Origin of the sequence: Vreelandella glaciei, assembly GCF_013415125.1 — a bacterium.
GTDB classification, from domain to species: Bacteria; Pseudomonadota; Gammaproteobacteria; order Pseudomonadales; family Halomonadaceae; genus Vreelandella; species Vreelandella glaciei.
Genome location: NZ_JACCDE010000028.1, coordinates 33,966 through 58,734, shown reverse-complemented (window position 1 = coordinate 58,734; position 24,769 = coordinate 33,966). Strand labels below are relative to the sequence as shown.

The 24,769-nt window shown below is 55.3% G+C and carries 20 protein-coding genes and 2 tRNA genes; 21 read left to right on the top strand and 1 reads right to left on the bottom strand.

What is annotated here, in order from left to right; translation table 11 throughout:
* The first annotated feature begins 15 nt into the window (after positions 1-15).
* The 8 genes from dnaK to greA all read left to right on the top strand — a co-directional run bounded on the left by dnaK (position 16) and on the right by greA (position 10,925).
* Positions 16-1,950 (top strand): molecular chaperone DnaK, encoded by a 1,935-nt coding sequence (dnaK, locus tag HZS80_RS17490; RefSeq protein ID WP_179916763.1) that lies wholly within the window; start codon positions 16-18, stop codon positions 1,948-1,950.
* Positions 1,951-2,114: 164 nt separating this feature from the next.
* Positions 2,115-3,260 carry a molecular chaperone DnaJ gene (gene dnaJ / locus HZS80_RS17485; protein ID WP_179916762.1) on the top strand — a complete coding sequence of 382 codons (1,146 nt, stop codon included), beginning with the start codon at positions 2,115-2,117 and terminating at the stop codon, positions 3,258-3,260.
* A gap of 88 nt (positions 3,261-3,348) precedes the next feature.
* Positions 3,349-4,248 carry a DMT family transporter gene (locus tag HZS80_RS17480; protein ID WP_179916761.1) on the top strand — a complete coding sequence of 300 codons (900 nt, stop codon included), beginning with the start codon at positions 3,349-3,351 and terminating at the stop codon, positions 4,246-4,248.
* Between the two features lie 185 nt (positions 4,249-4,433).
* On the top strand, positions 4,434-4,715 hold the full coding sequence (locus tag HZS80_RS17475; protein WP_035562678.1) for a DUF2218 domain-containing protein: 282 nt from the start codon (positions 4,434-4,436) through the stop codon (positions 4,713-4,715).
* A gap of 102 nt (positions 4,716-4,817) precedes the next feature.
* On the top strand, positions 4,818-5,624 hold the full coding sequence (gene dapB / locus HZS80_RS17470; protein WP_179916760.1) for a 4-hydroxy-tetrahydrodipicolinate reductase: 807 nt from the start codon (positions 4,818-4,820) through the stop codon (positions 5,622-5,624).
* A 383-nt stretch (positions 5,625-6,007) separates the two neighbouring features.
* Positions 6,008-7,153: a glutamine-hydrolyzing carbamoyl-phosphate synthase small subunit gene (gene carA, locus HZS80_RS17465; RefSeq protein WP_179916780.1), complete on the top strand. Its 1,146-nt coding sequence runs from the start codon at positions 6,008-6,010 to the stop codon at positions 7,151-7,153.
* Positions 7,154-7,221: 68 nt separating this feature from the next.
* On the top strand, positions 7,222-10,452 hold the full coding sequence (gene carB, locus HZS80_RS17460) for a carbamoyl-phosphate synthase large subunit (RefSeq protein ID WP_179916759.1): 3,231 nt from the start codon (positions 7,222-7,224) through the stop codon (positions 10,450-10,452).
* Positions 10,449-10,925, top strand: a complete 477-nt coding sequence (greA, locus tag HZS80_RS17455) for a transcription elongation factor GreA (RefSeq protein ID WP_008958788.1) — start codon at positions 10,449-10,451, stop codon at positions 10,923-10,925. The genes carB and greA overlap by 4 nt, the downstream gene beginning before the upstream one ends.
* Positions 10,926-11,019: 94 nt before the next feature.
* Here greA and yhbY read toward each other — a convergent pair whose 3' ends face one another.
* Positions 11,020-11,346, bottom strand: coding sequence for a ribosome assembly RNA-binding protein YhbY (gene yhbY, locus HZS80_RS17450; RefSeq protein ID WP_008958789.1), 327 nt, complete (start codon positions 11,344-11,346; stop codon positions 11,020-11,022).
* A gap of 114 nt (positions 11,347-11,460) precedes the next feature.
* Between yhbY and rlmE the strand changes: the two genes are divergently transcribed.
* From rlmE to truB, 13 genes are all read left to right on the top strand, one after another.
* Complete coding sequence (rlmE, locus tag HZS80_RS17445) at positions 11,461-12,108, top strand: 23S rRNA (uridine(2552)-2'-O)-methyltransferase RlmE (protein ID WP_179916779.1); 648 nt, start codon at positions 11,461-11,463, stop codon at positions 12,106-12,108.
* Positions 12,109-12,382: 274 nt separating this feature from the next.
* Positions 12,383-14,389, top strand: a complete 2,007-nt coding sequence (gene ftsH / locus HZS80_RS17440; RefSeq protein ID WP_179916758.1) for an ATP-dependent zinc metalloprotease FtsH — start codon at positions 12,383-12,385, stop codon at positions 14,387-14,389.
* Between the two features lie 114 nt (positions 14,390-14,503).
* Entirely contained in the window at positions 14,504-15,418 is a 915-nt protein-coding gene (gene folP, locus HZS80_RS17435; RefSeq protein ID WP_035562701.1) for a dihydropteroate synthase, read from the top strand.
* The gene (gene glmM, locus HZS80_RS17430) at positions 15,415-16,764 is read left to right on the top strand and encodes a phosphoglucosamine mutase (RefSeq protein WP_035562704.1); all 1,350 of its coding nucleotides are present in this window, start codon (positions 15,415-15,417) and stop codon (positions 16,762-16,764) included. The genes folP and glmM overlap by 4 nt, the downstream gene beginning before the upstream one ends.
* A 121-nt stretch (positions 16,765-16,885) precedes the next feature.
* On the top strand, positions 16,886-17,635 hold the full coding sequence (tpiA, locus tag HZS80_RS17425; RefSeq protein WP_035562707.1) for a triose-phosphate isomerase: 750 nt from the start codon (positions 16,886-16,888) through the stop codon (positions 17,633-17,635).
* 4 nt (positions 17,636-17,639) lie between these two features.
* On the top strand, positions 17,640-17,999 hold the full coding sequence (gene secG / locus HZS80_RS17420) for a preprotein translocase subunit SecG (RefSeq protein ID WP_035562710.1): 360 nt from the start codon (positions 17,640-17,642) through the stop codon (positions 17,997-17,999).
* Positions 18,000-18,047: 48 nt separating this feature from the next.
* Positions 18,048-18,134 (top strand) — tRNA-Leu (locus HZS80_RS17415).
* Between the two features lie 167 nt (positions 18,135-18,301).
* A tRNA-Met gene (locus tag HZS80_RS17410) sits at positions 18,302-18,378 on the top strand.
* A gap of 351 nt (positions 18,379-18,729) precedes the next feature.
* On the top strand, positions 18,730-19,191 hold the full coding sequence (gene rimP, locus HZS80_RS17405) for a ribosome maturation factor RimP (protein ID WP_008958796.1): 462 nt from the start codon (positions 18,730-18,732) through the stop codon (positions 19,189-19,191).
* A 72-nt stretch (positions 19,192-19,263) separates the two neighbouring features.
* Positions 19,264-20,778 (top strand): transcription termination factor NusA, encoded by a 1,515-nt coding sequence (nusA, locus tag HZS80_RS17400; protein WP_035562713.1) that lies wholly within the window; start codon positions 19,264-19,266, stop codon positions 20,776-20,778.
* A 27-nt stretch (positions 20,779-20,805) separates the two neighbouring features.
* Positions 20,806-23,385, top strand: coding sequence for a translation initiation factor IF-2 (infB, locus tag HZS80_RS17395; RefSeq protein WP_035562716.1), 2,580 nt, complete (start codon positions 20,806-20,808; stop codon positions 23,383-23,385).
* An 18-nt stretch (positions 23,386-23,403) separates the two neighbouring features.
* On the top strand, positions 23,404-23,820 hold the full coding sequence (gene rbfA / locus HZS80_RS17390) for a 30S ribosome-binding factor RbfA (protein ID WP_008958799.1): 417 nt from the start codon (positions 23,404-23,406) through the stop codon (positions 23,818-23,820).
* The gene (gene truB, locus HZS80_RS17385; RefSeq protein ID WP_035562719.1) at positions 23,820-24,740 is read left to right on the top strand and encodes a tRNA pseudouridine(55) synthase TruB; all 921 of its coding nucleotides are present in this window, start codon (positions 23,820-23,822) and stop codon (positions 24,738-24,740) included. Before rbfA ends, truB begins: the two co-directional genes overlap by 1 nt.
* Positions 24,741-24,769 lie beyond the last annotated feature (29 nt).

Sequence of the window (24,769 nt, the reverse complement as noted above, 5' to 3'; positions counted from 1 at the left end):
ATTCGAGGTATTGCTATGGGACGTATAATTGGTATCGACCTGGGCACCACTAACTCTTGTGTGGCCGTGCTTGATGGTGACAGCGCTAAAGTCATTGAAAATGCCGAGGGTGGTCGTACGACCCCTTCAATCATCGCTTATACCGATGATGGTGAAACGCTAGTCGGCCAGGCGGCAAAACGCCAAGCGGTGACTAACCCAGAAAACACCCTGTACGCCATCAAGCGTCTAATTGGCCGTCGCTTTAAAGACGACGTCGTCCAGAAAGACATCAAGATGGTGCCGTACAAAATCACCGAAGCCGACAACGGTGATGCCTGGGTTGAAGTAAAAGGCAAAAAAATGGCACCGCCGCAGGTCAGCGCGGAAGTGTTGAAGAAAATGAAGAAGACCGCCGAAGACTACTTGGGCGAAACGGTCACTGAAGCGGTGATTACCGTACCGGCCTATTTCAACGACAGCCAGCGTCAGGCGACCAAAGACGCCGGCCGCATCGCGGGTCTAGACGTCAAGCGCATTATCAACGAGCCAACCGCTGCCGCACTGGCCTACGGTATGGATAAATCGCGCGGCGACAAAACCATCGCGGTCTATGACCTGGGTGGCGGTACTTTCGATATCTCAATCATCGAAATTGCCGATGTTGACGGCGAAACCCAGTTTGAAGTGTTGGCCACTAACGGCGACACCTTCCTGGGCGGCGAAGATTTTGATTTGGCGCTGATCAACTACCTGGTTGACCAGTTTAAGGCTGACAGTGGTATTGATCTGTCTGGCGACAACCTCGCTATGCAGCGTCTGAAAGAAGCCGCTGAGAAAGCCAAAATTGAGCTTTCCAGCGCTCAGCAGACCGACGTGAACCTGCCTTACATCACCGCCGACAACACTGGCCCGAAACACCTTAACGTTAAGGTGACGCGCGCCAAGCTGGAGTCGCTGGTAGAAGATCTGGTTCAGCGTTCACTCGAACCGTGCAAAATGGCACTTAAAGATGCTGGCTTGTCCGCGTCTGAAATCGACGAAGTGATCCTGGTCGGTGGCCAGACACGTATGCCGATGGTGCAGAAGAAAGCCGCTGACTTCTTCGGTAAAGAAGCACGCAAAGACGTTAACCCGGACGAAGCGGTTGCCGTTGGTGCCGCGATTCAGGGCGGCGTACTGGGTGGCGACGTTAAAGACGTGCTGCTGCTCGACGTTACTCCGCTAACTCTGGGTATCGAAACCCTGGGTGGCGTGATGACGCCGCTGATCGAAAAGAACACCACCATCCCGACCAAGAAGACACAAACCTTCTCAACGGCGGATGACAACCAGACGGCGGTGACCATTCACGCCGTACAGGGTGAGCGTAAACAAGTGTCGCAGAATAAGTCGCTGGGTCGTTTTGATCTTGCTGACATTCCGCCTGCACCGCGCGGCGTACCGCAGATCGAAGTCGCCTTCGACTTGGATGCCAACGGCATTCTGAACGTATCGGCGAAAGACAAGGCCACTGGTAAAGAGCAGTCGATTGTCATCAAGGCGTCTAGCGGCCTGTCCGAGGAAGAAGTCGAGCAGATGGTGCGCGATGCCGAAGCTCACGCCGAAGAAGATAAGAAGTTCGAAGAGCTGGTGCAGCTGCGTAACCAAGCTGACGGCATGATTCACGCCACGCGCAAAACGGTGGAAGAGGCTGGTGACAAAGCCACTGACGACGAGAAGCAGGCGATTGAGACGGCCATCAGCGAGCTGGAAGAAGCAGTTAAAGGTGACGACGTCGATAACATTCAGAAGAAGCTGGATGCATTGACCGAAGCCTCTGGCCAGCTAGCCCAGAAGATGTACGCTGAGCAGGCCGAAGCGGCGCAGCAAGAGGGCGGTGAAGGTGCCGAGAACGCGGGCACCAAGCCGGACGAAGACGTGGTTGATGCTGAGTACGAAGAAGTCAACGACGATCAGAAAAAGCAGTAACAACCTCTTTCTGCCAAGGAAAGCGGTGACGCGGGAGCTTACTCCCGCGTTGCTGTTTCCGCGGCCAAGACGCACGTAGTTAAGTATCACGTAGTTAAATATACAGTTGAATACATGGCTAAATGTGCAGTTGAGTGCGTAGCTAACCAGGAGGCGTAGGGCCTATGTCCAAACGCGATTATTACGAAGTCCTGGGTGTCGAAAAAGGGGCCGATCAGAAAGAGATCAAGAAGGCCTATCGCCGTCTGGCGCAAAAATTCCACCCTGATCGAAACCCGGACGATACCACCTCCGCGGAAAAATTCCGCGAAGTGTCCGAAGCGTATGAAGTGCTTAGCGACGGCGAAAAACGCGCAGCCTATGACCAGTTCGGCCATGCGGGCGTTGATGGCCAAGGCGGCGGCGGTGGTTTCGGCGGTGCTGGCGCTGGTGATTTCAGCGACATTTTCGGCGATGTGTTTGGCGATATTTTTGGCGGAGGCGGTGGCCGCCGTCGTGGGCCCAATGCCCCGGCACGCGGTTCCGACCTGCGCTATAACCTAGAGCTGGATCTAGAGAACGCCGTTTCAGGCACCACAGTCGATATCCGCGTACCGCGACATATCGAGTGTGACCGTTGCGATGGCGGTGGTGCGGAGCCGGGTTCCTCTAAAGAGACCTGCCCGACCTGCCACGGTCACGGTCAAGTGCGTATGCAGCAGGGCTTCTTCGCCGTGCAACAAACGTGCCCCACCTGTCATGGTTCTGGTCAGCACATCAAAGTGCCGTGCCATAAGTGTAACGGCGAAGGCCGTGTACGTGAGACACGCACGCTGTCCGTTAAGATTCCGCCCGGCGTGGATACCGGCGACCGTATTCGCTTGAACGGCGAAGGCGAAAGCGGTGTGAACGGTGGCCCACCTGGGGATTTGTACGTCCAGGTAGCCATCAAGCCGCACCATATCTTCCAGCGTGACGGTAAACACCTGCAGTGTGACGTGCCGATCAACTTCGTCGACGCAGCGCTAGGTGGCGAGCTTGAAGTGCCGACGCTCGATGGCCGCGTGAAGCTGAAGATTCCGCCGGAAACGCAAACCGGCAAGCTGTTCCGCCTGCGTGGTAAAGGCGTGAAGCCAGTGCGCGGTGGCATGCCCGGCGACTTGCTATGCAAGGTAGTGGTGGAAACCCCCGTCAAGCTTAACGACGAGCAGCGCGACTTACTGCGCCAGCTGCAAGAGAGCTTCGACGGCAGCAACAGCCACAGCCACTCACCGAAGAAAACCGGCTTCTTCGACAGCGTGAAAAGCTTCTTTGAAGATATGAAGCCGTAAGTCTGAGATAATGGTTAGCAGTTAGTTGTTTGGTTCAAAAACCCCCGGTTCGCCGGGGGTTTTTGCTGTTTAGGGGGTGCTGCGCGCAATGGATAACCTTCAGGAAAGGCCCACAAAGGGCATCTTGCTCCGGGTGCTCTCAGGCGCTCTGTTCACTGGCATGCTGGTGTGCATTAAAGCCGTGAGCGACGCAGTGCCGGTGGGGCAGTCGGTATTTTTTCGCTCATTGTTTGCGCTGCTGCCTATCGTGATTTTTCTGTTGCTGCGGCGGGAGTTTCCCCAGGGGTTGGCTACGCGGCGCCCCTTGGGGCATGCGTTGCGCTCGGGGATGGGGACGGCGGCGATGTTTGCCTCCTTTGCGGCGGTGGCGCTGCTACCCGTTGCTGAGGCGACACTATTAGCCCAGCTAACACCGGTATTTATGGCGATAGGTGGCATATTGCTGTTGGGGGAGCGTTTCTCGCTCTACCGCGCTGGCGGCATAATATTGGCGATTGCTGGAGTGGCAGTGCTGATCTTGCCTGGGCTCAATGCCAGTTCCAGCAATGGGCAAATAACCGGGTACGCGTTAGGGGCGCTGGGTGCGCTGTTAACCGCGGGGGCGCTACTGACCGTGAGGCGTATTTCGCGCACCGAGAGTGCTGCCTCCATCGCCTTCTACTTTATTGTGGTGGCAGCGCTGGCTGGGCTTGCCACGCTCCCGCTGGGCTGGGCCGCGCTCACACAGGCGGAGTTTGCCCTGTTGGTGCTCTCGGGCCTGTTTGGCGGTGCCGCCCACATCGCGATGACATTAGCGCTGCGCTACGCCGAGGCGTCGCGGTTGGCGCCTTTTGAATATATTGCTCTGGTGTGGCCTATGCTCGCCGACTGGGTGTTGTTTGGCATACCGGTCTCCAGCGGCTTCCTGCTAGCGCTACCGCTGATGTTAAGCGGGGTGGCGCTAGCAGCGATGGAAGGACGGCGGCTTAAATGGCTGCTTCGGCGTTAATTTGCGCCTGGTGCTTCGAGTTGGGTAAAGCAAGCAAGGCCACTGTGGTGTGGGAAAGGAGCCCATAAATGAAGTTTTATTACTACGTGAAAACGTGCTGTTCCAGCGGGGTATCATTCATTACTTGGCAGCGCTGGTCGCTTCGCTCTAGGCTAAGAGGTAGATAACTTCTTGGAGTCACTGCTATGCCGCTTTCCCGCGCTGAAATTGCTACGCCTTCTGCTGAACGCTTGATCAACCGTCTTTGTAAACATTGGGCGCACAAGCTGGAGGTGGAGCAAAGCGATCAGCAAGGTAAAATCTCGTTTGCCACGGGCACCTGCTTAATGCTCGCTGAGCCCGATAAATTGGTGGTCGCCATTGAAACGCTTGAGGAGGAGCATTTGGATGAGCTTGAAGGCGTGGTCGAGCGTCACTTAATTCGTATGGCAGGGGATGAAGAGCTGGCGATTGTTTGGGAGAACTAAGCTGAACCTTCATGGCAGCAAAGGAGAGCGTCTAATGCGCTGGTGCGTCTGCTATAATTGCGACATTTTTTATCTACCGGAACGCAGAGCGCAGGAGTTCGCATGACCCGAATTGCCATTGTAGGCGTGGCTGGCCGCATGGGCCGGACGTTGGTAAATGCTGTAGAGCAAGATGCTGAGGCGACGCTGGCTGGTGGAATTGTGGAGCCAGGCAGCTCCTTAGCGGGCGCTGACATTGGCGAGTTGGCGGGTGTCGGGAAGCGCGGCGTTGTTGCGGTCGATTCACTCGCGTCGATTGTCGATGACTTTGATGTGCTGATCGACTTTACGGCTCCTCAGGTCACGCTGGGTAATCTGGCGTTTTGCGCAGAGCACGGCAAACGTATCGTGATTGGTACGACTGGCATGAGCAATGATGAGCTGGCCCAACTCGACAGCTATCGCGATAAGGTCGCTATGGTGTTTGCCCCTAATATGAGCGTCGGCGTTAATCTAACGCTGAAGCTGCTCGAAACGGCTGCCAAAGCGCTCGGCGATGAAGGCTACGATATTGAAATAATCGAGTCTCACCATCGCCATAAGGTCGATGCGCCTTCCGGTACCGCAATCAAAATGGGCGAAGTCATCGCCGACAGCTTGGGGCGCACCCTGAAAGAGCACGGCGTGTTCGAGCGAGTTGGTCAGTGCGGCCCACGCACGGATAAAGAGATTGGCTTTGCCACCGTGCGTGCAGGCGATATCGTGGGCGAGCACACGGTGATGTTTGCCACCGAAGGCGAGCGCATCGAAATCACCCATAAAGCCTCCAGCCGGATGACCTTTGCCAAAGGCGCCGTTCGCGCAGCGCGCTGGGTCGCCGGCAAAGAGGTCGGCCGTTACGATATGCAGGCTGTGTTGGGTTTGGATTAAGGAATGACTAATGCTAGAACTGCCCTGTCACTCAGGGGTAGTTTTAGGCCAGGAATTCCTGTAACATTTCAAAAATTTTGGCCGGGTGGCTTAGAAGCTCTGACTTACAGACCTTAGACGGCGCGCTTGTTGCGTTGGCCAGCCCAAAGCCTGCCGCGAGTTTGCTGATGTAACGTTATCAGTTAAGCGACTCTGAAAGGCATCGAACAACAAGCGGGATGAAACCGATTCTTTTTATCGGCTTCGTCCCGCTTTTTTACGGCCCTTGTTTTGATATTGAATGACTTTGATCGCGAGCGTCGTGGATTAATGAAGAAATTGCTGAGCCTGCGCCCTACAGGCTCCCACCAGCATGGGAGGATCTTGTTTTGAATAACCCCGCATTGAGCAAACCCGCAATATTGGCCCTGGAAGATGGTAGTGTGTTCCACGGTATCGCCATTGGCGCGGATGGAGTAACCAGCGGTGAGGTGGTGTTCAATACGGCCATGACCGGCTATCAAGAAATCCTCACTGACCTTTCCTATGCCCGCCAGATTGTAACGCTCACCTATCCCCATATCGGTAATACCGGCATTAACACTGAAGATGTTGAGTCTGCTTCTATTGCTGTAGCGGGTTTGGTGATTCGTGATCTGCCGCTAATGGCCAGCAGCTTCCGCTCAGAGCAGTCGCTGTCGGACTACCTGAAGAGCCAGAACGTGCTGGGCATTGCCGATATTGACACTCGCCGCCTGACGCGCATTTTGCGTGATAAAGGCGCCCAGAACGGGGCGATTTTGGCCGGTGAGGATGCCGAGGGCGAAGGTGCAGTGGCGCGGGCGCTGGAAGCCGCCAAGGCGTTTCCAGGGCTGAAGGGCATGGATTTGGCTAAAGAAGTCTCCTGCAAAGAGGCTTACGAATGGACGGAAGGCGAGTGGACGCTGGGGGAAGGCTACGCTGATGCTTCCAAAAGCGAGCGCCCCTATCACGTGGTGGCGTACGACTACGGCGTGAAATTCAACATCCTGCGCATGCTGGCCGCTCGCGGCTGCCGTCTCACGGTGGTGCCTGCGCAAACCCCCGCCGCTGACGTGCTGGCGATGAAGCCTGATGGCGTTTTTCTGGCTAACGGCCCCGGTGACCCAGAGCCCTGTGACTACGCTATTAAAGCGATTCAGCATGTGCTGGTAACGGATATCCCGGTATTTGGCATCTGCCTGGGTCACCAGTTGCTAGCGCTCGCGGCTGGGGCGAAAACCGTCAAAATGAGCCTCGGCCACCACGGTGCCAATCACCCAGTGCAGGATTTGGATACCGGCACAGTGATGATTACCAGCCAGAACCACGGCTTTGCGGCGGATGAAGCGACCCTGCCTGCCAATGTACGCGCCACGCATCGTTCGCTGTTCGATGGCACCTTGCAGGGAATCGAGCTTACCGACCGACCGGCGTTCAGCTTTCAAGGCCACCCGGAGGCGAGTCCCGGCCCGCGCGATATGGCGCCGCTGTTTGATCGCTTCGTGGCTATGATGCAGGCACGCCGTTAACGCGCGCCTCGCATCACCGTATCGTCGTCTTTTGTCGCTCATCGTCACCATTTTTTGCGGGAACCGTTATGCCTAAGCGTACCGACATCAACACTATCTTGATCATTGGCGCTGGCCCAATTGTGATCGGCCAGGCCTGCGAATTCGACTACTCTGGCGCCCAGGCGTGTAAAGCGCTGCGCGAGGAGGGTTACCGGGTTATTTTGGTTAACTCCAACCCCGCCACCATCATGACCGACCCGGCCATGGCCGATGCCACTTACATCGAGCCGATTACCTGGCAGACGGTCGAGAAAATCATCGAGGCCGAGCGTCCCGATGCGATTCTGCCCACCATGGGTGGCCAGACGGCGCTGAACTGCGCCCTCGAGCTTGAAAAGCATGGCGTGCTGGAGAAGTTCGGCGTGGAGATGATCGGTGCCAACGCCGATGCGATCAATATGGCCGAAGACCGCGATCTGTTCGATCAGGCCATGAAGCGCATTGGCTTGGAGTGCCCGAAAGCGAAAGTCGCCCACAGCATGGATGAGGCGTGGGAGATTCAGGCAGAGCTGGGTTTCCCAACGATTATTCGTCCTTCCTACACCATGGGCGGCTCCGGCGGCGGTGTGGCGTATAACAAGGAAGAGTTCGAAGAGATCTGTACGCGCGGTTTTGAACTCTCCAACAACCACGAGCTGCTGATTGATGAGTCGCTGCTGGGTTGGAAAGAGTATGAGATGGAAGTGGTGCGTGATAAAAACGACAACTGCATCATCGTCTGCGCGATTGAGAACTTCGACCCCATGGGCGTACACACCGGTGACTCCATCACCGTGGCCCCGGCGCAAACGCTGACGGATAAAGAGTATCAGATCATGCGAGATGCCAGCCTCGCGGTCCTGCGCGAGATTGGTGTGGAAACCGGTGGCTCTAACGTCCAATTCGGTATGGACCCCAAGACCGGCCGTTTAGTGGTTATCGAAATGAACCCACGGGTGTCGCGCTCCTCGGCGCTGGCCTCTAAAGCGACCGGTTTTCCGATTGCTAAAATCGCCGCGAAATTGGCGATTGGCTATACCCTGGATGAATTGCAAAACGATATTACCGGCGGGCGTACACCGGCATCGTTTGAGCCGTCTATCGATTACGTGGTTACCAAGATTCCACGCTTCACCTTCGAGAAATTTCCCCAGGCCAACGACCGCCTGACCACCCAGATGAAGTCGGTGGGCGAGGTGATGGCGATTGGCCGCACCTTCCAGGAGTCGCTGCAGAAAGCCCTGCGCGGCCTGGAAACCGGTAACGATGGTCTTGATCCGATCATTACCGATTTCACGCCGGACAACATGGCGATTATCCAGGGCGAGCTCCAGGCTGCGGGCGCCGAGCGTATTTTTTATATCGCGGATGCCATGCGCTCAGGTATGAGCGTTGATGAGGTGTTTGCGCTGACCAATATTGACCCTTGGTTCCTAGTCCAGCTTGAAGATCTAGTGCTGACTGAAAACGCTGTCGCTAAACGCTCACTGACCGACTTTTCTGCCCGTGAGATCTATCAGCTCAAACGCAAAGGCTTTGGTGATGCGCGCCTGGCCAAGCTGCTCAGCGTCAGCGAAAAAGAGTTCCGCCAAACCCGCCATGCAGCAGGCATTCGCCCGGTTTATAAGCGTGTAGATACCTGTGCTGCCGAGTTCGCTTCTGATACCGCCTATATGTACTCCACCTATGAAGAGGAGTGCGAGGCGGATGTGTCTGATCGTCAGAAAATTATGGTGCTGGGCGGTGGTCCGAACCGGATCGGCCAGGGTATCGAGTTTGACTACTGCTGCGTTCACGCCGCCTTCGCCATGCGCGACGACGGTTATGAAACCATCATGGTCAACTGCAACCCGGAAACCGTTTCGACCGATTACGACACCTCTGATCGCCTCTACTTTGAGCCGGTGACGCTGGAAGACGTGCTGGAAATTGCCGACAAAGAGAAGCCGGTGGGCGTGATCGTTCAGTTCGGCGGCCAGACGCCGCTGAAACTGGCCCGTGAGCTGGAGGCTGCCGGTGTGCCGATTATTGGCACCACGCCGGACGCCATCGACCGCGCAGAAGACCGCGAACGCTTCCAGGTGATGATCGACAAGCTGGGCCTGAAACAGCCGCCCAATGCCACGGCGCGTAGCTTTGCCGAAGCCTTCGATAAAGCGGCGGCGATTGGCTACCCGCTGGTAGTGCGCCCAAGCTATGTGCTGGGTGGCCGGGCCATGGAGATCGTCTACGACGCCTCCGAGCTTGAAAACTACATGACCCACGCGGTGAAGGTCTCCAACGACTCGCCGGTGCTGCTGGATCACTTCCTGAGTGCCGCAATCGAGATCGATATCGATGCCGTGTCGGACGGTCAGCAGGTGGTGATTGGCGGCATCATGCAGCACGTCGAGCAAGCGGGCGTTCACTCCGGTGACTCCGCCTGTGCGTTGCCGCCTTACTCGCTGCCTGCCGATGTGCAGGACGAGATGCGCCATCAGGTGAAGCAGATGGCGGTTGAGCTGGGCGTTAAAGGCTTAATGAACGTGCAGCTGGCCTGGCAGGATGGCGAGATCTACGTGATCGAGGTGAACCCCCGTGCTTCGCGTACCGTGCCCTTTGTGTCCAAGTGCATCGGTACGTCGCTTGCGCAGATCGCAGCGCGCTGCATGGCCGGTAAAACCCTGGCTGAGCAGGGCTTTGAGAAGGAAATCGTGCCGCACTTCTATAGTGTTAAAGAGGCGGTTTTCCCGTTCAATAAATTCCCGGGTGTCGACCCGATTTTGTCGCCGGAAATGAAGTCCACCGGTGAAGTGATGGGCTCTGGCGATACCTTTGCAGAGGCCTTCTTCAAGGCGCAGCTGGGGGCGGGCGAAGCGATACCCGCGCTGACCGGCGAGCGTAAAGCGTTCCTTTCCGTTCGTGAACCAGACAAGGCGGGGATTATCGAAGTGGGCCGTTCTCTGTTAGCATTAGGCTTTACGCTATGTGCAACACGGGGAACAGCGGCTGCTTTGGAAGCTGCCGGGCTTGTCGTGGAACACGTCAATAAAGTTTACGAAGGCCGTCCCCATATCGTCGATCTGCTTAAGAACGACGAAATCGCCTACATTGTGAACACTACTGAAGGTCGTCAGGCTATTAACGACTCTTCGGTCATTCGCCGTACTGCTCTCTCGCGCAAGGTGCCCTATGCGACCACCTTGGCGGGTGCTAATGCTGTTTGCATGGCGCTTGAGTACGGTAGTGAGATTACGGTGCGACGCCTTCAGGATCTGCATGCAGGAGCAAGTCAATGAACAAGGTCCCGATGACAGTGGCGGGAGAAAGAAGCCTTCGTGAAGAGCTCGACCACCTTAAAAGCGAAGCGCGTCCGCAGGTGATCGCGGCCATCGCTGAAGCGCGTGAACACGGTGATCTGAAAGAGAACGCCGAGTATCACGCCGCTCGTGAGCAGCAGGGGTTTATCGAAGGGCGTATTCAGGAGATCGAAAGCAAGCTCTCCGTCTGCCAGGTAATTGATGTCACAAAACTGCCGAAAACCGGCAAAGTGATTTTTGGTGTTACCGTGTCGCTAATGAATCTGGATACCGATGCGGAAGTCACTTATCGTATCGTCGGCGAAGATGAAGCGGATATTAAGTCTGGCCGTATTTCGGTCACTTCTCCCATCGCCCGTGCTTTAATCGGCAAGGAAGAGGGGGATGTTGTGGTGGTGAAAACCCCCGGCGGCGATGTCGAGTACGAAATAGGTAGCGTCGAATACGTTTGATGAAAAAACGCCCCTTCAATTGACCTCGGTTAGGTCGGTTGAAGGGGTGTTTTAGTGCAGCAGCATTCGTTTTAGAACGAGTACAATCTAACGGTTAGTGCCGACCGTGGTGGTTCTCAAAGCGGGTAACATTAGAAAGCTTTGGATTCACCTGCGGGTTCCTACGGTAGAGCAGCGCCATTTTGCCAATGGTTTGCACAAGATCTGCACGGCTGTTGGCGATCAGTTCGGCTATCATGGCAGCCCGATCATCACGCTCAGGAATGGCGAGTTTCACTTTGATCAGTTCGTGATCAGTGAGTGCGCGGTTAAGTTCTGCGAGCAAATTTTCGGAGACGCCGTTCTCAGAAACGGTGACCACTGGGTTAAGATGGTGGCCAATGCTACGAAATGCTTTCTTTTGTGCCTGTGACAAGCTCATGGTATCTTGCGGTATCCCGGTTAGCGCTTAACGCTCCATCTTACGGTGAAACGTCACCGAGTGAAAGCGATCGCGTGAATGCGCCCATCTCTTATTCCAGTGTTAGATTCCCACATGCAGCAAAAGCCGCCAAGCCGTAAACATTCCGTTAGTAAAACCAGCAATAACTGGAAGAAGGAGCATTTTGACGACCAGTACGTGAAGCAGAGTTGGCAAGATGGCTATCGCTCCCGCGCCAGCTATAAGCTGATTGAGCTGGATGAAAAGGATAAACTGCTGCGACCCGGTATGACGGTTATTGACTTAGGGGCAGCGCCTGGCGGGTGGAGTCAGATTGCTGCTGAGCGGGTAGGGCCTGAGGGTGTCGTCATCGCCTCTGATATTCTAGAGATGGATGCGCTGGCCGGTGTGGACTTTATCCAGGGGGATTTTACGGAAGAGGCAGTGTTAGAGGCGATATTAAAACGTCTAGATAATCGCCGTGTAGACCTTGTGATGTCGGACATGGCCCCCAATATGAGTGGTATGGCGGCGATTGATCAACCCCAGGCGATGTACTTGGTGGAGCTAGCGTTAGAACTCGCTCGCGAAACGTTGTCACCCGGTGGTCGATTTTTAGCTAAAGTATTCCAGGGGGAAGGGTTTGACGCCTACTTGAAAGAGTTACGCGGCAGCTTTAACAAAGTAGTGACTCGTAAGCCGGATGCCTCTCGGGCACGCTCCCGGGAGGTGTATTTCCTGGCCGAAGGGTTTCGCGGTTAACGCATCATATGGTTCGATGATTTTACCTGTGATGGGATAACGGTGTATGTGGTTCATAGCCAAGATTTATCAGCGCGATTGCCAGACAGGCAAGCGCAACGTGTGTCACATTAGCCGCAATACGCGCGTGACACAGATGGCCCGAGGCATAAGACGCTTTGGCAATGGTTGAACGCTTGATGCTGATGTAATGTCGTAGTACTAAGATTATTAGTAGCAGGCTTTATTAAGCATCAGGGTTTAACTGACGGATTCTTGTAATGAGGGTAGCCCCTTGAATGATATGGCGAAGAACCTGATTCTGTGGTTGGTCATCGCGGCCGTCCTACTGACAGTGTTCAATAATTTCAGCACCGAAAGTGCACCGCAAAACACCAACTATTCTCAGTTTGTGCAGCAGGTGCAAAATCAGCAGGTACGTAGCGTCACGATTGATGGTTATACCATCAGTGGTGAGCGCACGGATGGCTCTCAGTTTCAGACGATCCGCCCATCGGCAGAAGATCCGAAACTGATGGACGACCTGTTGAGCAATAATGTGACGGTCGTGGGTAAAGAGCCAGAGCAGCAAAGTATCTGGACGCGGCTGCTTATTGCCAGCTTCCCGATTCTGCTGATTTTGGGCATCTTTATGTTCTTTATGCGCCAGATGCAGGGTGGTGCCGGTGGTGGTAAAGGCGGCCCGATGAGTTTTGGTAAATCGAAGGCCAAGCTGCTCTCTCAAGATCAGATCAAAACGACCTTTGCCGACGTGGCTGGCTGTGATGAAGCCAAAGAAGAAGTCGAAGAGTTGGTCGACTTCCTGCGTGACCCCACCAAATTCCAGCGTTTGGGCGGTACGATTCCCCGCGGCGTGTTAATGGTAGGGCCTCCAGGTACCGGTAAGACGCTGCTGGCAAAATCGATTGCTGGTGAAGCGAAAGTGCCGTTCTTCTCTATCTCGGGCTCTGACTTCGTTGAAATGTTTGTCGGTGTCGGCGCATCACGTGTGCGCGACATGTTCGAACAGGCTAAGAAGCAGGCGCCCTGCATCATCTTTATCGATGAGATTGACGCCGTGGGCCGCTCTCGCGGTGCTGGCATGGGTGGCGGTAACGACGAGCGCGAGCAGACGTTGAATCAGCTGCTGGTCGAGATGGATGGTTTTGAAGCCAACGAAGGCGTCATCGTTATCGCTGCAACTAACCGCCCGGACGTGCTTGATCCTGCGCTTATGCGCCCTGGTCGCTTTGACCGTCAGGTTACCGTTGGTTTGCCGGATATTCGTGGCCGTGAGCACATTCTTGGCGTTCACCTGCGTAAAGTGCCGCTGGCGGATGACGTTAAGCCGCAAATAATTGCGCGTGGTACGCCAGGTTTCTCCGGCGCGGATTTGGCTAACTTGGTTAATGAATCAGCCCTATTCGCCGCGCGTCGCAATAAGCGCTTGGTTAGCATGGAAGAGCTTGAGCTTGCGAAGGACAAGATCATGATGGGCGCTGAGCGCAAGTCGATGGTCATGACCGATAAAGAGAAGCTCAACACCGCTTATCATGAATCAGGTCACGCCATTATCGGTCTGGTTGTGCCTTCTCATGATCCGGTCTACAAGGTAACCATTATCCCCCGTGGGCGTGCCCTCGGCGTGACGATGTTCCTGCCGGAAGAGGATCGTTATAGCCTGTCGAAGCAACAAATTTTGGGGCAGATCTGCTCGCTGTTTGGTGGTCGTATTGCTGAAGAGATGACGTTGGGGCCGAACGGTGTCACTACTGGCGCCTCCAACGATATCAAACGCGCCACTGAGCTTGCCCACAACATGGTGGCGAAGTGGGGCTTGTCGGATGAGATGGGTCCGATCATGTACGACGAGGACGAGTCGCATCAGTTCCTTGGCGGCCCGGGCCAGGGCGGCAGTAAGATGAAGTCGGGTGATACCACCACACGACTTGATAAAGAAGTGCGTAAAATCATCGACGATTGTTATGAGCAGGCGCGCCAAATCCTGACGGATAATCGCGACAAGCTGGATGCCATGGCCGAAGCGTTGATGAAGTATGAGACTATTGATGCCACGCAGTTGAAGGACATCATGGAAGGTCGCGATCCGCGCCCACCGGAAGGCTGGGACGACGGTGACTCATCCGGCGGCGGAACGCCAGTTGGCGGCGGTGATAAGCCAAAAGCGCAAGAAGCCGATGATGATACGTCTACCAGCGCTTCTGGCAGCGACGGCGAAGAGGATGATGACGAGCCGCGCCGTCGGCCTTCAGATCCTCTCGGCGGCCCAGCGGGCCCTTAGGTGATTAGATAGTTAACCCTGCGTATAAGCCGAAGGCGCCCCGTCAAGGGGCGCCTTTTTTGTTATGCTGTACCTATAACACTGCAAAGTTTCTTTTATTGACCAGGCTGCAGCATGAAATCACTTATGGATACGTCCTCTACGCAAACAGCTGAAAATGCTTTCCAGCTGCGTTGTGGGCGCCACCTGCTGGATCTCTCGTTTCCCCGCGTGATGGGCATCCTTAATGTCACACCCGACTCTTTTTCTGATGGCGGGCAGCACGTCGCGTTAGATGACGCGTTGCGCCATGCCGAGCGGATGTTGGCGGAAGGGGCTGCAATCATTGATGTGGGCGGCGAGTCGACTCGTCCTGGCGCTACGCCTGTCAGCCCCCAGGAAGAGCTTGACCGGGTTGCCCCCGTGGTGGAAATCCTGGTGCGCGAACTGGATGCGCTGGTGTCGGTGGATACCAGTTGTCCCGCCGTTATCCGCGAGGCGAGCGAGCTGGGCGCCGGTATGCTTAACGACGTGCGCGCATTAGAGCGTGAAGGAGCACTGCTGGCTGCGGTGGGCAGTGGCCTGCCCGTTTGCTTGATGCATCGTCAGGGTGAGCCGCAAGATATGCAGCAGGCACCTGCTTATTCGCGTCCAATCGAGGAAGAGGTAGCTGACTATTTGACCCGCCGTGTGGCCGAGTGTGAGGCGGCTGGGCTGCGCCGTAATCGGCTTTTAATTGATCCTGGTTTTGGCTTCGGCAAAACCGTCGAACACAATCTACGCTTACTCAAATATATGGAGTCTCTGCAGTCGCTGGAGCTTCCATTGTTGGTAGGTATGTCGCGCAAGAGTATGATTGGCAAAGTGTTAGGCCGCCCGGTAGAGGAGCGTCTTTCCGGTGGTTTGGCGCTGGCAGCCATGGCGGTAGAGCGTGGGGCGAATATTCTGCGTGTACATGATGTCGCTGCAACGGTAGATGCAGTCAATATGGCGTGGGCGGTACTACAAGAAGGCTGCGAGCCGCCGCTTAACAAGGAGTCTGACGCATGACAAGACGCTATTTTGGTACCGATGGTATTCGCGGCACAGTGGGTAAATCACCCATTACGGCTGATTTTATGCTCAAGCTAGGCTGGGCGGCAGGACAGGTCTTGCGCCGTGATAAAGGCCGAACGCGGGTGTTAATTGGCAAAGATACGCGTATCTCTGGCTACATGTTTGAATCCGCATTAGAGGCGGGGCTTTCTGCCGCCGGTGTGGATGTGTCGCTGCTGGGGCCAATGCCGACGCCAGGCATCGCCTACTTGACGCGTACGTTCCGTGCTGACGCGGGTATTGTCATTTCAGCATCGCATAACCCCTTCGATGACAATGGCATCAAATTCTTCTCCGCAGAGGGCAAGAAGCTTCCTGATGAAACGGAAGATCGTATTGAAGCCATGCTTGAAGCGCCGCTGACCACGGCAGAAGCCGCTCAGCTGGGTAAAGCAACCCGTATCGACGATGCCGCAGGCCGTTACATTGAATTTTGCAAATCAACCCTGCCTGATCGGCTTAGCTTGCATGGCCTTAAGGTAGTGCTAGATTGCGCCCACGGCGCCACTTACCATATCGCGCCTAATGTGTTTCGCGAACTGGGGGCTTACGTCACCACCATCGGCGCTGCGCCCGACGGGTTAAATATTAACCAGCAGGTAGGCTCAACGCATCCCGCCGCACTGCGTGCTGCCGTCATTCAGCAAAATGCTGACTTGGGGATTGCCTTTGACGGTGATGGCGATCGCGTAATGTTGGTTGACGGCAATGGTCGCGAAGTCGATGGCGACGATATTCTCTATTTAATTGCCCGTGATCGTCATGAGCGTGGTTTGCTGCAGGGCGGTGTGGTGGGCACCTTGATGTCTAATTTTGGCCTATCCATGGCGTTGGATAAGCTGGGTATTCCTTTTGAGCGAGCAAAAGTGGGCGACCGTTTTGTCATGGAGCGAATGGCCGCCAACGGTTGGGAGTTGGGCGGTGAGTCGTCGGGTCACATTGTGTGCGGTCATGTGCAGACTACCGGTGATGGTATCGTCTCGGCGCTGCAGGTGTTGGCGCTGATGATGCGCGAGCAGAAGAGCCTACCGACGCTGCTAAAAGAGCTGGAAAAAGTGCCGCAGGCGCTGATTAATGTGCGTTTACCCGCCCATACAAGTGCTAAAGAGGTCATGGCGTCGGCGCCGCTCCAGCGGGCGGTTGCTGCGTTAGAGCATGAGCTGGGCGATGAAGGGCGCGTATTGTTGCGCCCGTCAGGCACTGAACCACTGATTCGTGTGATGGTGGAGGGGCGTGCCCATTTGGATGTCGAACAATTGGCGCACAGCTTGGCTGATCAAGTTCAGGCATTGCTTAAATAAACGTGTCCCACTAATCGATATAGCTAGCTGGCCCAGGAAAGCAAACCTGTGCTTGCAACAGCGGTTGTCTTGACAAGGCCGCTCCTATACCATTTCGCTCCACCTTGAGTGAGGAGAGTCGATGCGTACGCCTTTAATTGCCGGTAACTGGAAAATGAACGGTTCCGTGGCGTTGATCAACGAATTCGGCCAGGCCTTCTCTGCCGCCGTATCGCCAAAGGGCGTGGATGTCGTTATCATTCCGCCGTTCCCTTATTTGGATGCGGCGCGCCTGGCGTTTGAGGGCACGGGGCTGTCATTGGGCGCGCAAACATTGAATCCCATTCACTCTGGAGCGCATACCGGTGAAGTGAGTGGTCGCATGCTCAAAGAGTTTGCGGTCTCTTACGTCTTGGTAGGGCACTCAGAGCGGCGTCAGCTTTATAAAGAGAGCGACGAACAGATATTTGCGCGCCTGCTGGCGGCATTGAGCGTGGATATCACGCCGATTCTCTGTGTGGGGGAGTCCTTGGAGGAGCGCGACGCGGGCCGCACAATGGACGTAGTGTTGCGTCAAGTAGGGCACGTAATGTCTCGCCTGGAGCCAGACCAGCGCAAGCGAGTGGTGATTGCCTACGAGCCCGTTTGGGCGATTGGCACGGGGCGTACGGCATCTCCTGAACAAGCCCAGGAAGTCATGGCAGGCATTCGTGCTTACCAGGCGGGCTTTGATAAGGGGTTGGCTGAACAGCTGCGTTTGCTCTACGGCGGCAGTATGAATGCAAGTAATGCGGCTGAGCTGCTTGCTCAGCCAGATATCGACGGCGGTCTAGTGGGCGGAGCCTCACTTAAGATCGATGATTTTTATGCCATTTGTCAGTCAGCAGGATAACGCCATGCAAGTTGCAATTCTTATGATCCATGTGGTGATTGCGATCGCCCTGGTGGTACTCATTCTGCTTCAGCAGGGTAAAGGTGCCGAAGCCGGTGCGGCTTTCGGGGGTGGTGCTTCACAAACCGTGTTTGGTTCGCGGGGCAGCGGTAACTTTTTATCACGCACAACGGCTATTTTGGCGGCGGGTTTCTTCGTTACCTCTATGGCACTGGCTTACTTCGCCACCCAGGCTGGTCAGGCACCAGAAGCAGGTATTCCAGACTCGCGCTTGATCGAGCAGCAGCAAAGCGTTCCGACGCTTGACGACAGGCCTGCGGACGTGGATAATACCGCGCCAGTGCTAGAGGAAAGCAGCGAGTAAGTAATTCTCGTTGTTTCGTTAGATAACGTTTCTTTAGCCTCCCCTGATGCCGAAGTGGTGGAATTGGTAGACACGCTATCTTGAGGGGGTAGTGACCGTATGGTCGTGCGGGTTCAAGTCCCGCCTTCGGCACCATCTGTTTTGCTGGCTCGCCAGCTTCCCAGAATGTCTTTTTAGGTTGTTAAATGAGAACGTCGCATTTAGCAGCTAAAATGAAAAGACAGCTTTAAGTAAAGTGTTCTTGAAGCAAGTAATTGTTGACGTAAGTAGCTTTAGTGTCTATTATCGTCGACCTAGATTGATGCGGGGTGGAGCAGTCTGGTAGCTCGTCGGGCTCATAACCCGAAGGTCATCGGTTCAAATCCGGTCCCCGCTACCATTTTCTAGTGGCATGTTCGAAAGTTGTTTTCTCTACTACCATAGATTGAAAATAGCTTCTATCAGGTAAATCCTGGGGCGTGTTGCTGAGACGGTACTTGAAGATAGTACTGAGAATTAGTACTTAAGGTTTCTTTTAAAAAGCCCCTTCCAGTGAAGGGGCTTTTTGTTAGCAGCTTTTGGTTAGCAAAAGCATTGGGCTAGCGCCCGCTTGTCGCTAATATGAGTAATCTTAATAGCGGATGCGTCCGGATAACCGGGAGCACATTTCCGAGTAACGCCAATCAGCCACCTAGCTTTTCTAATAACTCCTGGCCAGGTGCCTGATGCAACGGCTATAGGAGCTTTGTCTGTGGCCACTAAACACGCTGCGCTTCACGCGCTGATCGAACCTGTTGTTGCTGCCATGGGCTTTGAGCTATGGGGCATCGACCATCTTTCCCAGGGCAAAAATTCGCGGCTGGTGATCTATATCGAGCGCGAGAGTGGCGTTAGCGTAGAAGACTGCGCAGATATTAGCCGCCAAGTCAGTGCTGTTATGGATGTGGAAGACCCCATTGCCGGTGAGTATCGGCTGGAAGTCTCCTCGCCAGGCATGGCACGTCCCTTGTATTCCCTGGATCAGTTTACCCGCTTTCAAGGTCATCACGTCGCGCTCAAGCTGCGCACTGCCTTTGACGGGCGGCGCAAGTATCAAGGGCTTCTGGTCGGTGTTGAGGGGGATGAAGTGCTCATTCAACTGGATGGCGAAGAGTATTGCTTTCCTATTGAGAGTATTGATTCTGCTCACATTGTACCGCAGTTCGACGATTGACCGGGTGGCGGCGCTGCCGGCAGGCTGCCGGGGTGATGCACATAAGGATAGGTTTTCTGGCGAGGCATACGCATGAGTAAAGAAATTTTAATGGTCGTAGACGCGATCTCCAATGAGAAGGGCGTCCCACGTGATGTCATCTTCGAAGCGGTAGAAGCCGCTCTTGCGAGCGCGTCACGTAAGCGTTTTGACAAAGAAGAAGCCAATGTGCGCGTGCATATTGACCGTCGCACCGGTGAATACGAAACCTTCCGCTTCTGGACTGTCGTAGAAGACGACGAGTTTGAAACGCCAGATTACGAAATTAAAGAGACCATCGCCGAGCAGCGTGATCCGCCGCTAAAGTTGGGCGATGTGGTCGAAAAAACCATCGAAAACGCATCGTTTGGTCGTATTGCTGCGCAAACCGCCAAGCAGGTGATCGTACAGAAAGTACGTGAAGCTGAGCGGGCTGAAGTCGTGCGCCAATATGCAGATCGTGAAGGCGAACTGGTTGCCGGCATTGTTAAGAAAACCACCCGCGACGGCCTGATCATTGATTTGGGCGAAAACGCTGAGGCGTTTTTACCCCGCAATGAAATGATCCACGGTGAGCGTTACCGCATGAACGAGCGGGTGCGCGCCCTGTTGATCAAAGTGGATCCCGATGCTCGTGGCGCCCAGCTTCAGCTGTCGCGGACATGTCCCGAGCTGATCATCGAGCTGTTCAAAATCGAAGTGCCTGAAATCGCTGAGCAGCTGATTGAGATTAAAGGCGCTGCTCGTGATCCCGGTTCGCGCGCCAAAATTGCGGTTAAAACCAATGATCGCCGCATCGACCCGGTGGGTGCCTGTGTGGGAATGCGCGGTTCGCGCGTTCAAGCAGTCTCTTCCGAGCTGCAAAACGAGCGCGTCGATATTGTGTTGTGGGACGACAATCCCGCCCAGTTGGTCATTAATGCCATGGCGCCCGCCGATGTTGGGTCTATCCTTGTTGACGAAGATGCCCACGCGATGGACGTGGCCGTGGCGCAAGATAATCTGGCTCAGGCCATTGGCCGTAGCGGTCAGAACGTGCGTTTGGCCTCTGAGCTTACCGGCTGGCGGATTAACGTCATGACCGAAGAAGAAGCAGAGTCTAAGCGCGACCAAGAGATTGATAGCCTGGTGGACTCTTTCATCCAGCACCTTGAAGTGGATGAAGATGTCGCTCGCCTGTTGGTGGAAGAGGGGTTCACTACCCTGGAAGAAGTCGCCTACGTGCCGATGGAAGAGATGCTCGAAATCGAAGAGTTCGATGAAGATTTAGTAGAGCAGCTACGCGCACGTGCGAAAGACGAGCTGCTGACGATGGCAATTGCCTCGGAAGAAGCGCTAGACGGTGCCCAACCAGCAGCTGATCTGCTGGAGATGGATGGCATGGAGCGCCACCTGGCCTTCATTTTGGCCAGTCGCGGCATTGTCACTATGGAAGATCTCGCCGAGCAGTCTGTCGACGATCTGGTCGATATCGAGGAGTTGGACGAAGCGCGCGCAGCGGCACTGATCATGACTGCCCGTGCGCCCTGGTTTGAAGTCGATGACGCATCGGATTCGAACACACAGTAAACAGGTCACGGGCTGAGGAGGGTCAATATGTCAGATATGACAGTTAAAGATTTCGCAGGAAAGGTGGGCCGTGATGTGCCCCGCCTACTAGAGCAAATGAAAGAAGCAGGTTTAGAGCACGCTTCTGAAAGCGATGCTGTGTCTGAAGAAGATAAGCAAAAGCTGCTGAGTTTCTTGAAGAAAAGCCACGGTGGCAGCGACACCGCTGAAGCGGGCAAAAACCGCATCACGCTGACGCGCAAAACCCGTAGCCGTATTAATACCGGCGAGCGCGGCAAAACTATTGAAGTGCAGGTACGTAAGAAAAAGACTTACGTCAAAAGCGCTGAAGATGAGAAGCCGAAAGCGCCAGAGCCTAGCTACACCGGCCCACGCCAGTTAGTGGGCGATATGGCGGAAGCGGAAGCTGAGCGCAAAGTAAACGATGCGCGTGTCGCTGAAGAAAAAGCAGCTGCGCAGAAGGCTCAGGCAGCTAAAGCGGCTGAAGAAGCAGCGAGCAAGAAAGAAGCCGCTGCTAAGAAGCCAGCTGACGCCAAGCCGAAAGCTGAAAAGGCGCCTGTAACGCCTGATCTTGATGTGCCTAATCTGCAAATCGACGATACCCCGTCGGGCGACGATATGCCGCCAGCGCCGCCGAAAGAGGGCCGCTCTGACCGCCGTACCGCGCCGCCGAAGAAAACGGCAGCGAAGGCCAAAGGTCGTCGTGACGATGAAGATCGTGGTGATCGCGAAGAGCGTAAACGCGGTGGCGGCGGTAAGAAGGTAAAACGTGCCGAACAACGTCGTGGTGGTCGCCGTGGTGGCAACCAAACCGGCAATGGCAAGCACGCTTTCCAGAAACCGACCCAGCCGATGGTGCGTGAAGTGTCGATCCCTGAGTCTATCAGCGTGGCGGAATTGGCCGACAAAATGTCGATCAAGGCCAATGAAGTGATCAAGGCCATGTTTAACATGGGCGCGGCGGTTACCATCAACCAAACCATCGATCAGGATACGGCGGCGATTGTGGTGGAAGAGATGGGCCATACCGCGAAGCTGGTTAAAGATGACGCGTTGGAAACGGAAATGCTCGAAGGCATCTCCTACGAAGGCGAAGAGATCACTCGTTCACCCGTTGTGACGGTGATGGGTCACGTTGACCACGGTAAAACCTCGCTGCTGGATTATATCCGTAAGGCGAAGGTTGCCACTGGTGAAGCGGGCGGTATTACCCAGCACATCGGTGCGTATCACGTGGAAGATAACCACGGTGGCGTTACCTTCCTGGATACCCCAGGCCACGCGGCGTTTACCGCTATGCGTGCCCGTGGTGCTAAGGCAACGGACGTCGTGATTCTGGTCGTTGCAGCGGATGACGGCGTGATGCCGCAGACCATTGAAGCGATTGAGCACTCCAAAGCCGCTGAAGTACCGATGGTGGTGGCGGTGAATAAGATCGATAAGCAGGGTATCGACCTGGATCGCATCAAGAACGAGCTTTCCCAGCACGGCGTGATTTCGGAAGAGTGGGGCGGTGACACCCAGTTTGTTCACGTGTCTGCTAAGACAGGTGAAGGTATGGAAGAGCTGCTTGAAGCGATCCAGCTGGCCTCCGAAGTGCTTGAGCTAAAAGCCGTGCCTTCCGCGCCGGGTAAAGGTGTGGTGGTTGAGTCACGCCTTGATAAAGGCCGTGGTCCGGTCGCTACCGTACTGGTTCAGAACGGTACATTGAAAAAGGGCGATATCGTCCTGGCGGGTCTGCACTATGGTCGTGTGCGTGCGCTGACCAACGAACTTGCCCAGCAGGTTGATTCGGTTGGCCCGGCCATGCCGGTAGAGATTCAAGGCTTGGGCGGAACGCCGGATGCCGGTGATGACTTTATGGTCGTCGCTGACGAGAAGAAAGCCCGCGAAGTGGCTAACTTCCGTCAAGGCAAGTACCGCGAAGTGCGCTTGGCGCGTCAGCAGAAAGCCAAACTGGAGAACATGTTCAGCCAGATGGGCCAAGACGAAGTGGCCAAGGTCAATGTCGTCCTCAAAGCCGACGTTCAAGGCTCTCTGGAAGCGATCAAGGGTGCTCTGGAAGAGCTCTCCACCGATGAAGTGGAAGTGGCCGTGGTTTCTTCGGGCGTGGGTGGTATCACCGGTACCGATGCCAACTTGGCACTTGCTTCTGAAGCCATCGTGGTCGGCTTTAACGTTCGTGCTGACGCTGCTGCCCGCGAGATCATCGAGCGTGAAGGTCTGGATCTGCGCTACTACAGCGTTATCTACCAGCTGATCGACGAGGTCAAACAGGCGATGAGCGGTATGCTCGCCCCTGAGTGGAAAGAAGAGATCGTTGGTATTGCCGAAGTACGCGACGTCTTCCGTGCGCCGAAGATTGGTGCGATCGCCGGTTGTATGGTGATTGAAGGCAACGTCCATCGTAATAAGAAGATCCGCGTGCTGCGTGATGACGTGGTGATCTACGAAGGTGAGCTCGAATCGCTGCGCCGCTTCAAAGACGATGTGCAGGAAGTGCGCAACGGTATGGAGTGTGGTATCGGCGTGAAGAACTACAACGATGTCCAAGTCGGCGATAAGATCGAAGTCTTCGACCAAGTGAAGGTCGAGCGCAGCCTGTAAGGTTGCGAGGAGCTAAACATGCGCGAATTTAAGCGTACCGACCGGGTAGCCGACCAGCTCCAAAAGGAGCTGGCGGTGTTGATCCAACGTGAAGTGAAAGACCCGCGTTTAGGTATGGTCACCGTTAGCGGCGTTACCGTTAGCCGTGACCTTGGCTACTCCGACGTCTACGTCACTCTGTTGGGTGAGCAAGAACCCGAGCGTATTAAAGAAAACCTGCAAGTGCTTAAGCGCGCCGCCGGTTTTCTAAGAAGTCAGATTGCTAAGCGCATCAAGCTACGTCACGTACCGGAGCTACGTTTTCATTTCGATGAAAGTGTGGTGCGTGGTCAGCAACTCTCTTCATTGATCGATGAAGCGGTGACCACGGATCGTGCACGCTATCAAGATGACGAGGATGACGCGGACGCCGAGCAAAGTGAGGAAACTCGCTAGTGGCGCGTCAACGTCGCGGTTTGCCGGTCAATGGTGTACTGCTGCTGGATAAGCCCAAGGGCGTTTCCAGCAACCACGCGCTGCAGCGTGTTCGTCGGTTGTTTCAGGCTCAAAAAGCCGGACACACCGGGACGCTAGACCCGATGGCAACCGGCTTGTTGCCGATCTGCCTTGGGGAAGCCACTAAGTTCTCGTCGCACCTGCTTGAAGCCGACAAGGTGTATCGCACCCGGGTAGAACTGGGGGTGATCACCGATACCGGCGATGCGGAAGGCTCGGTGATGGAGCAGCATGAAGTTCCCAGCCTAAACGTCGATGACGTGGAAGCTGTGCTCACCCGTTTTCGCGGTGAGATCGACCAAGTGCCGCCCATGTATTCGGCTTTAAAGCATCAGGGTAAAAAACTCTACGAGTTGGCCCGTGAAGGTAAACACGTAGAGCGTGCAGCACGCCGAATAAGCGTGTATGATGCGCGCCTGCTTTCATTTGATGGCACGGCTTTCGAGCTGGAAGTAAGCTGTAGTAAAGGCACTTATATCCGCACGTTAGCCGAAGATATTGGTCAGGCGCTTGGCTGTGGCGCGCACATTAGTCAACTAAGAAGGCTCAAAACAGGGCCCTTTTTAGCCGACGCGATGTGGACGCTAGAGGCCTTGGAAGCGTTAGCCGACCAAGCCGCCTTGGAAGCTGAGCTAATGCCCGTGGATGTGCTCGTTGATCATTTACCGTTACTGACAGTCGATGACACCGCTCACGCCCGTTTGGCCCATGGCCAGCCCGCTGCTCTCGAAACCGGTGCATTAGCCGCGGACGACGTAGCCAGACTTTATTACGCCGAGACGTTTATCGGCCTTGGTGTAGTGAAAGGTGCCCAGGAAGTGGCGCCTAAGCGGCTGTTAAGTACCGTCGCTATCTCGTAAGGCCTGTTGCAAGGACGCCGCAGACTACG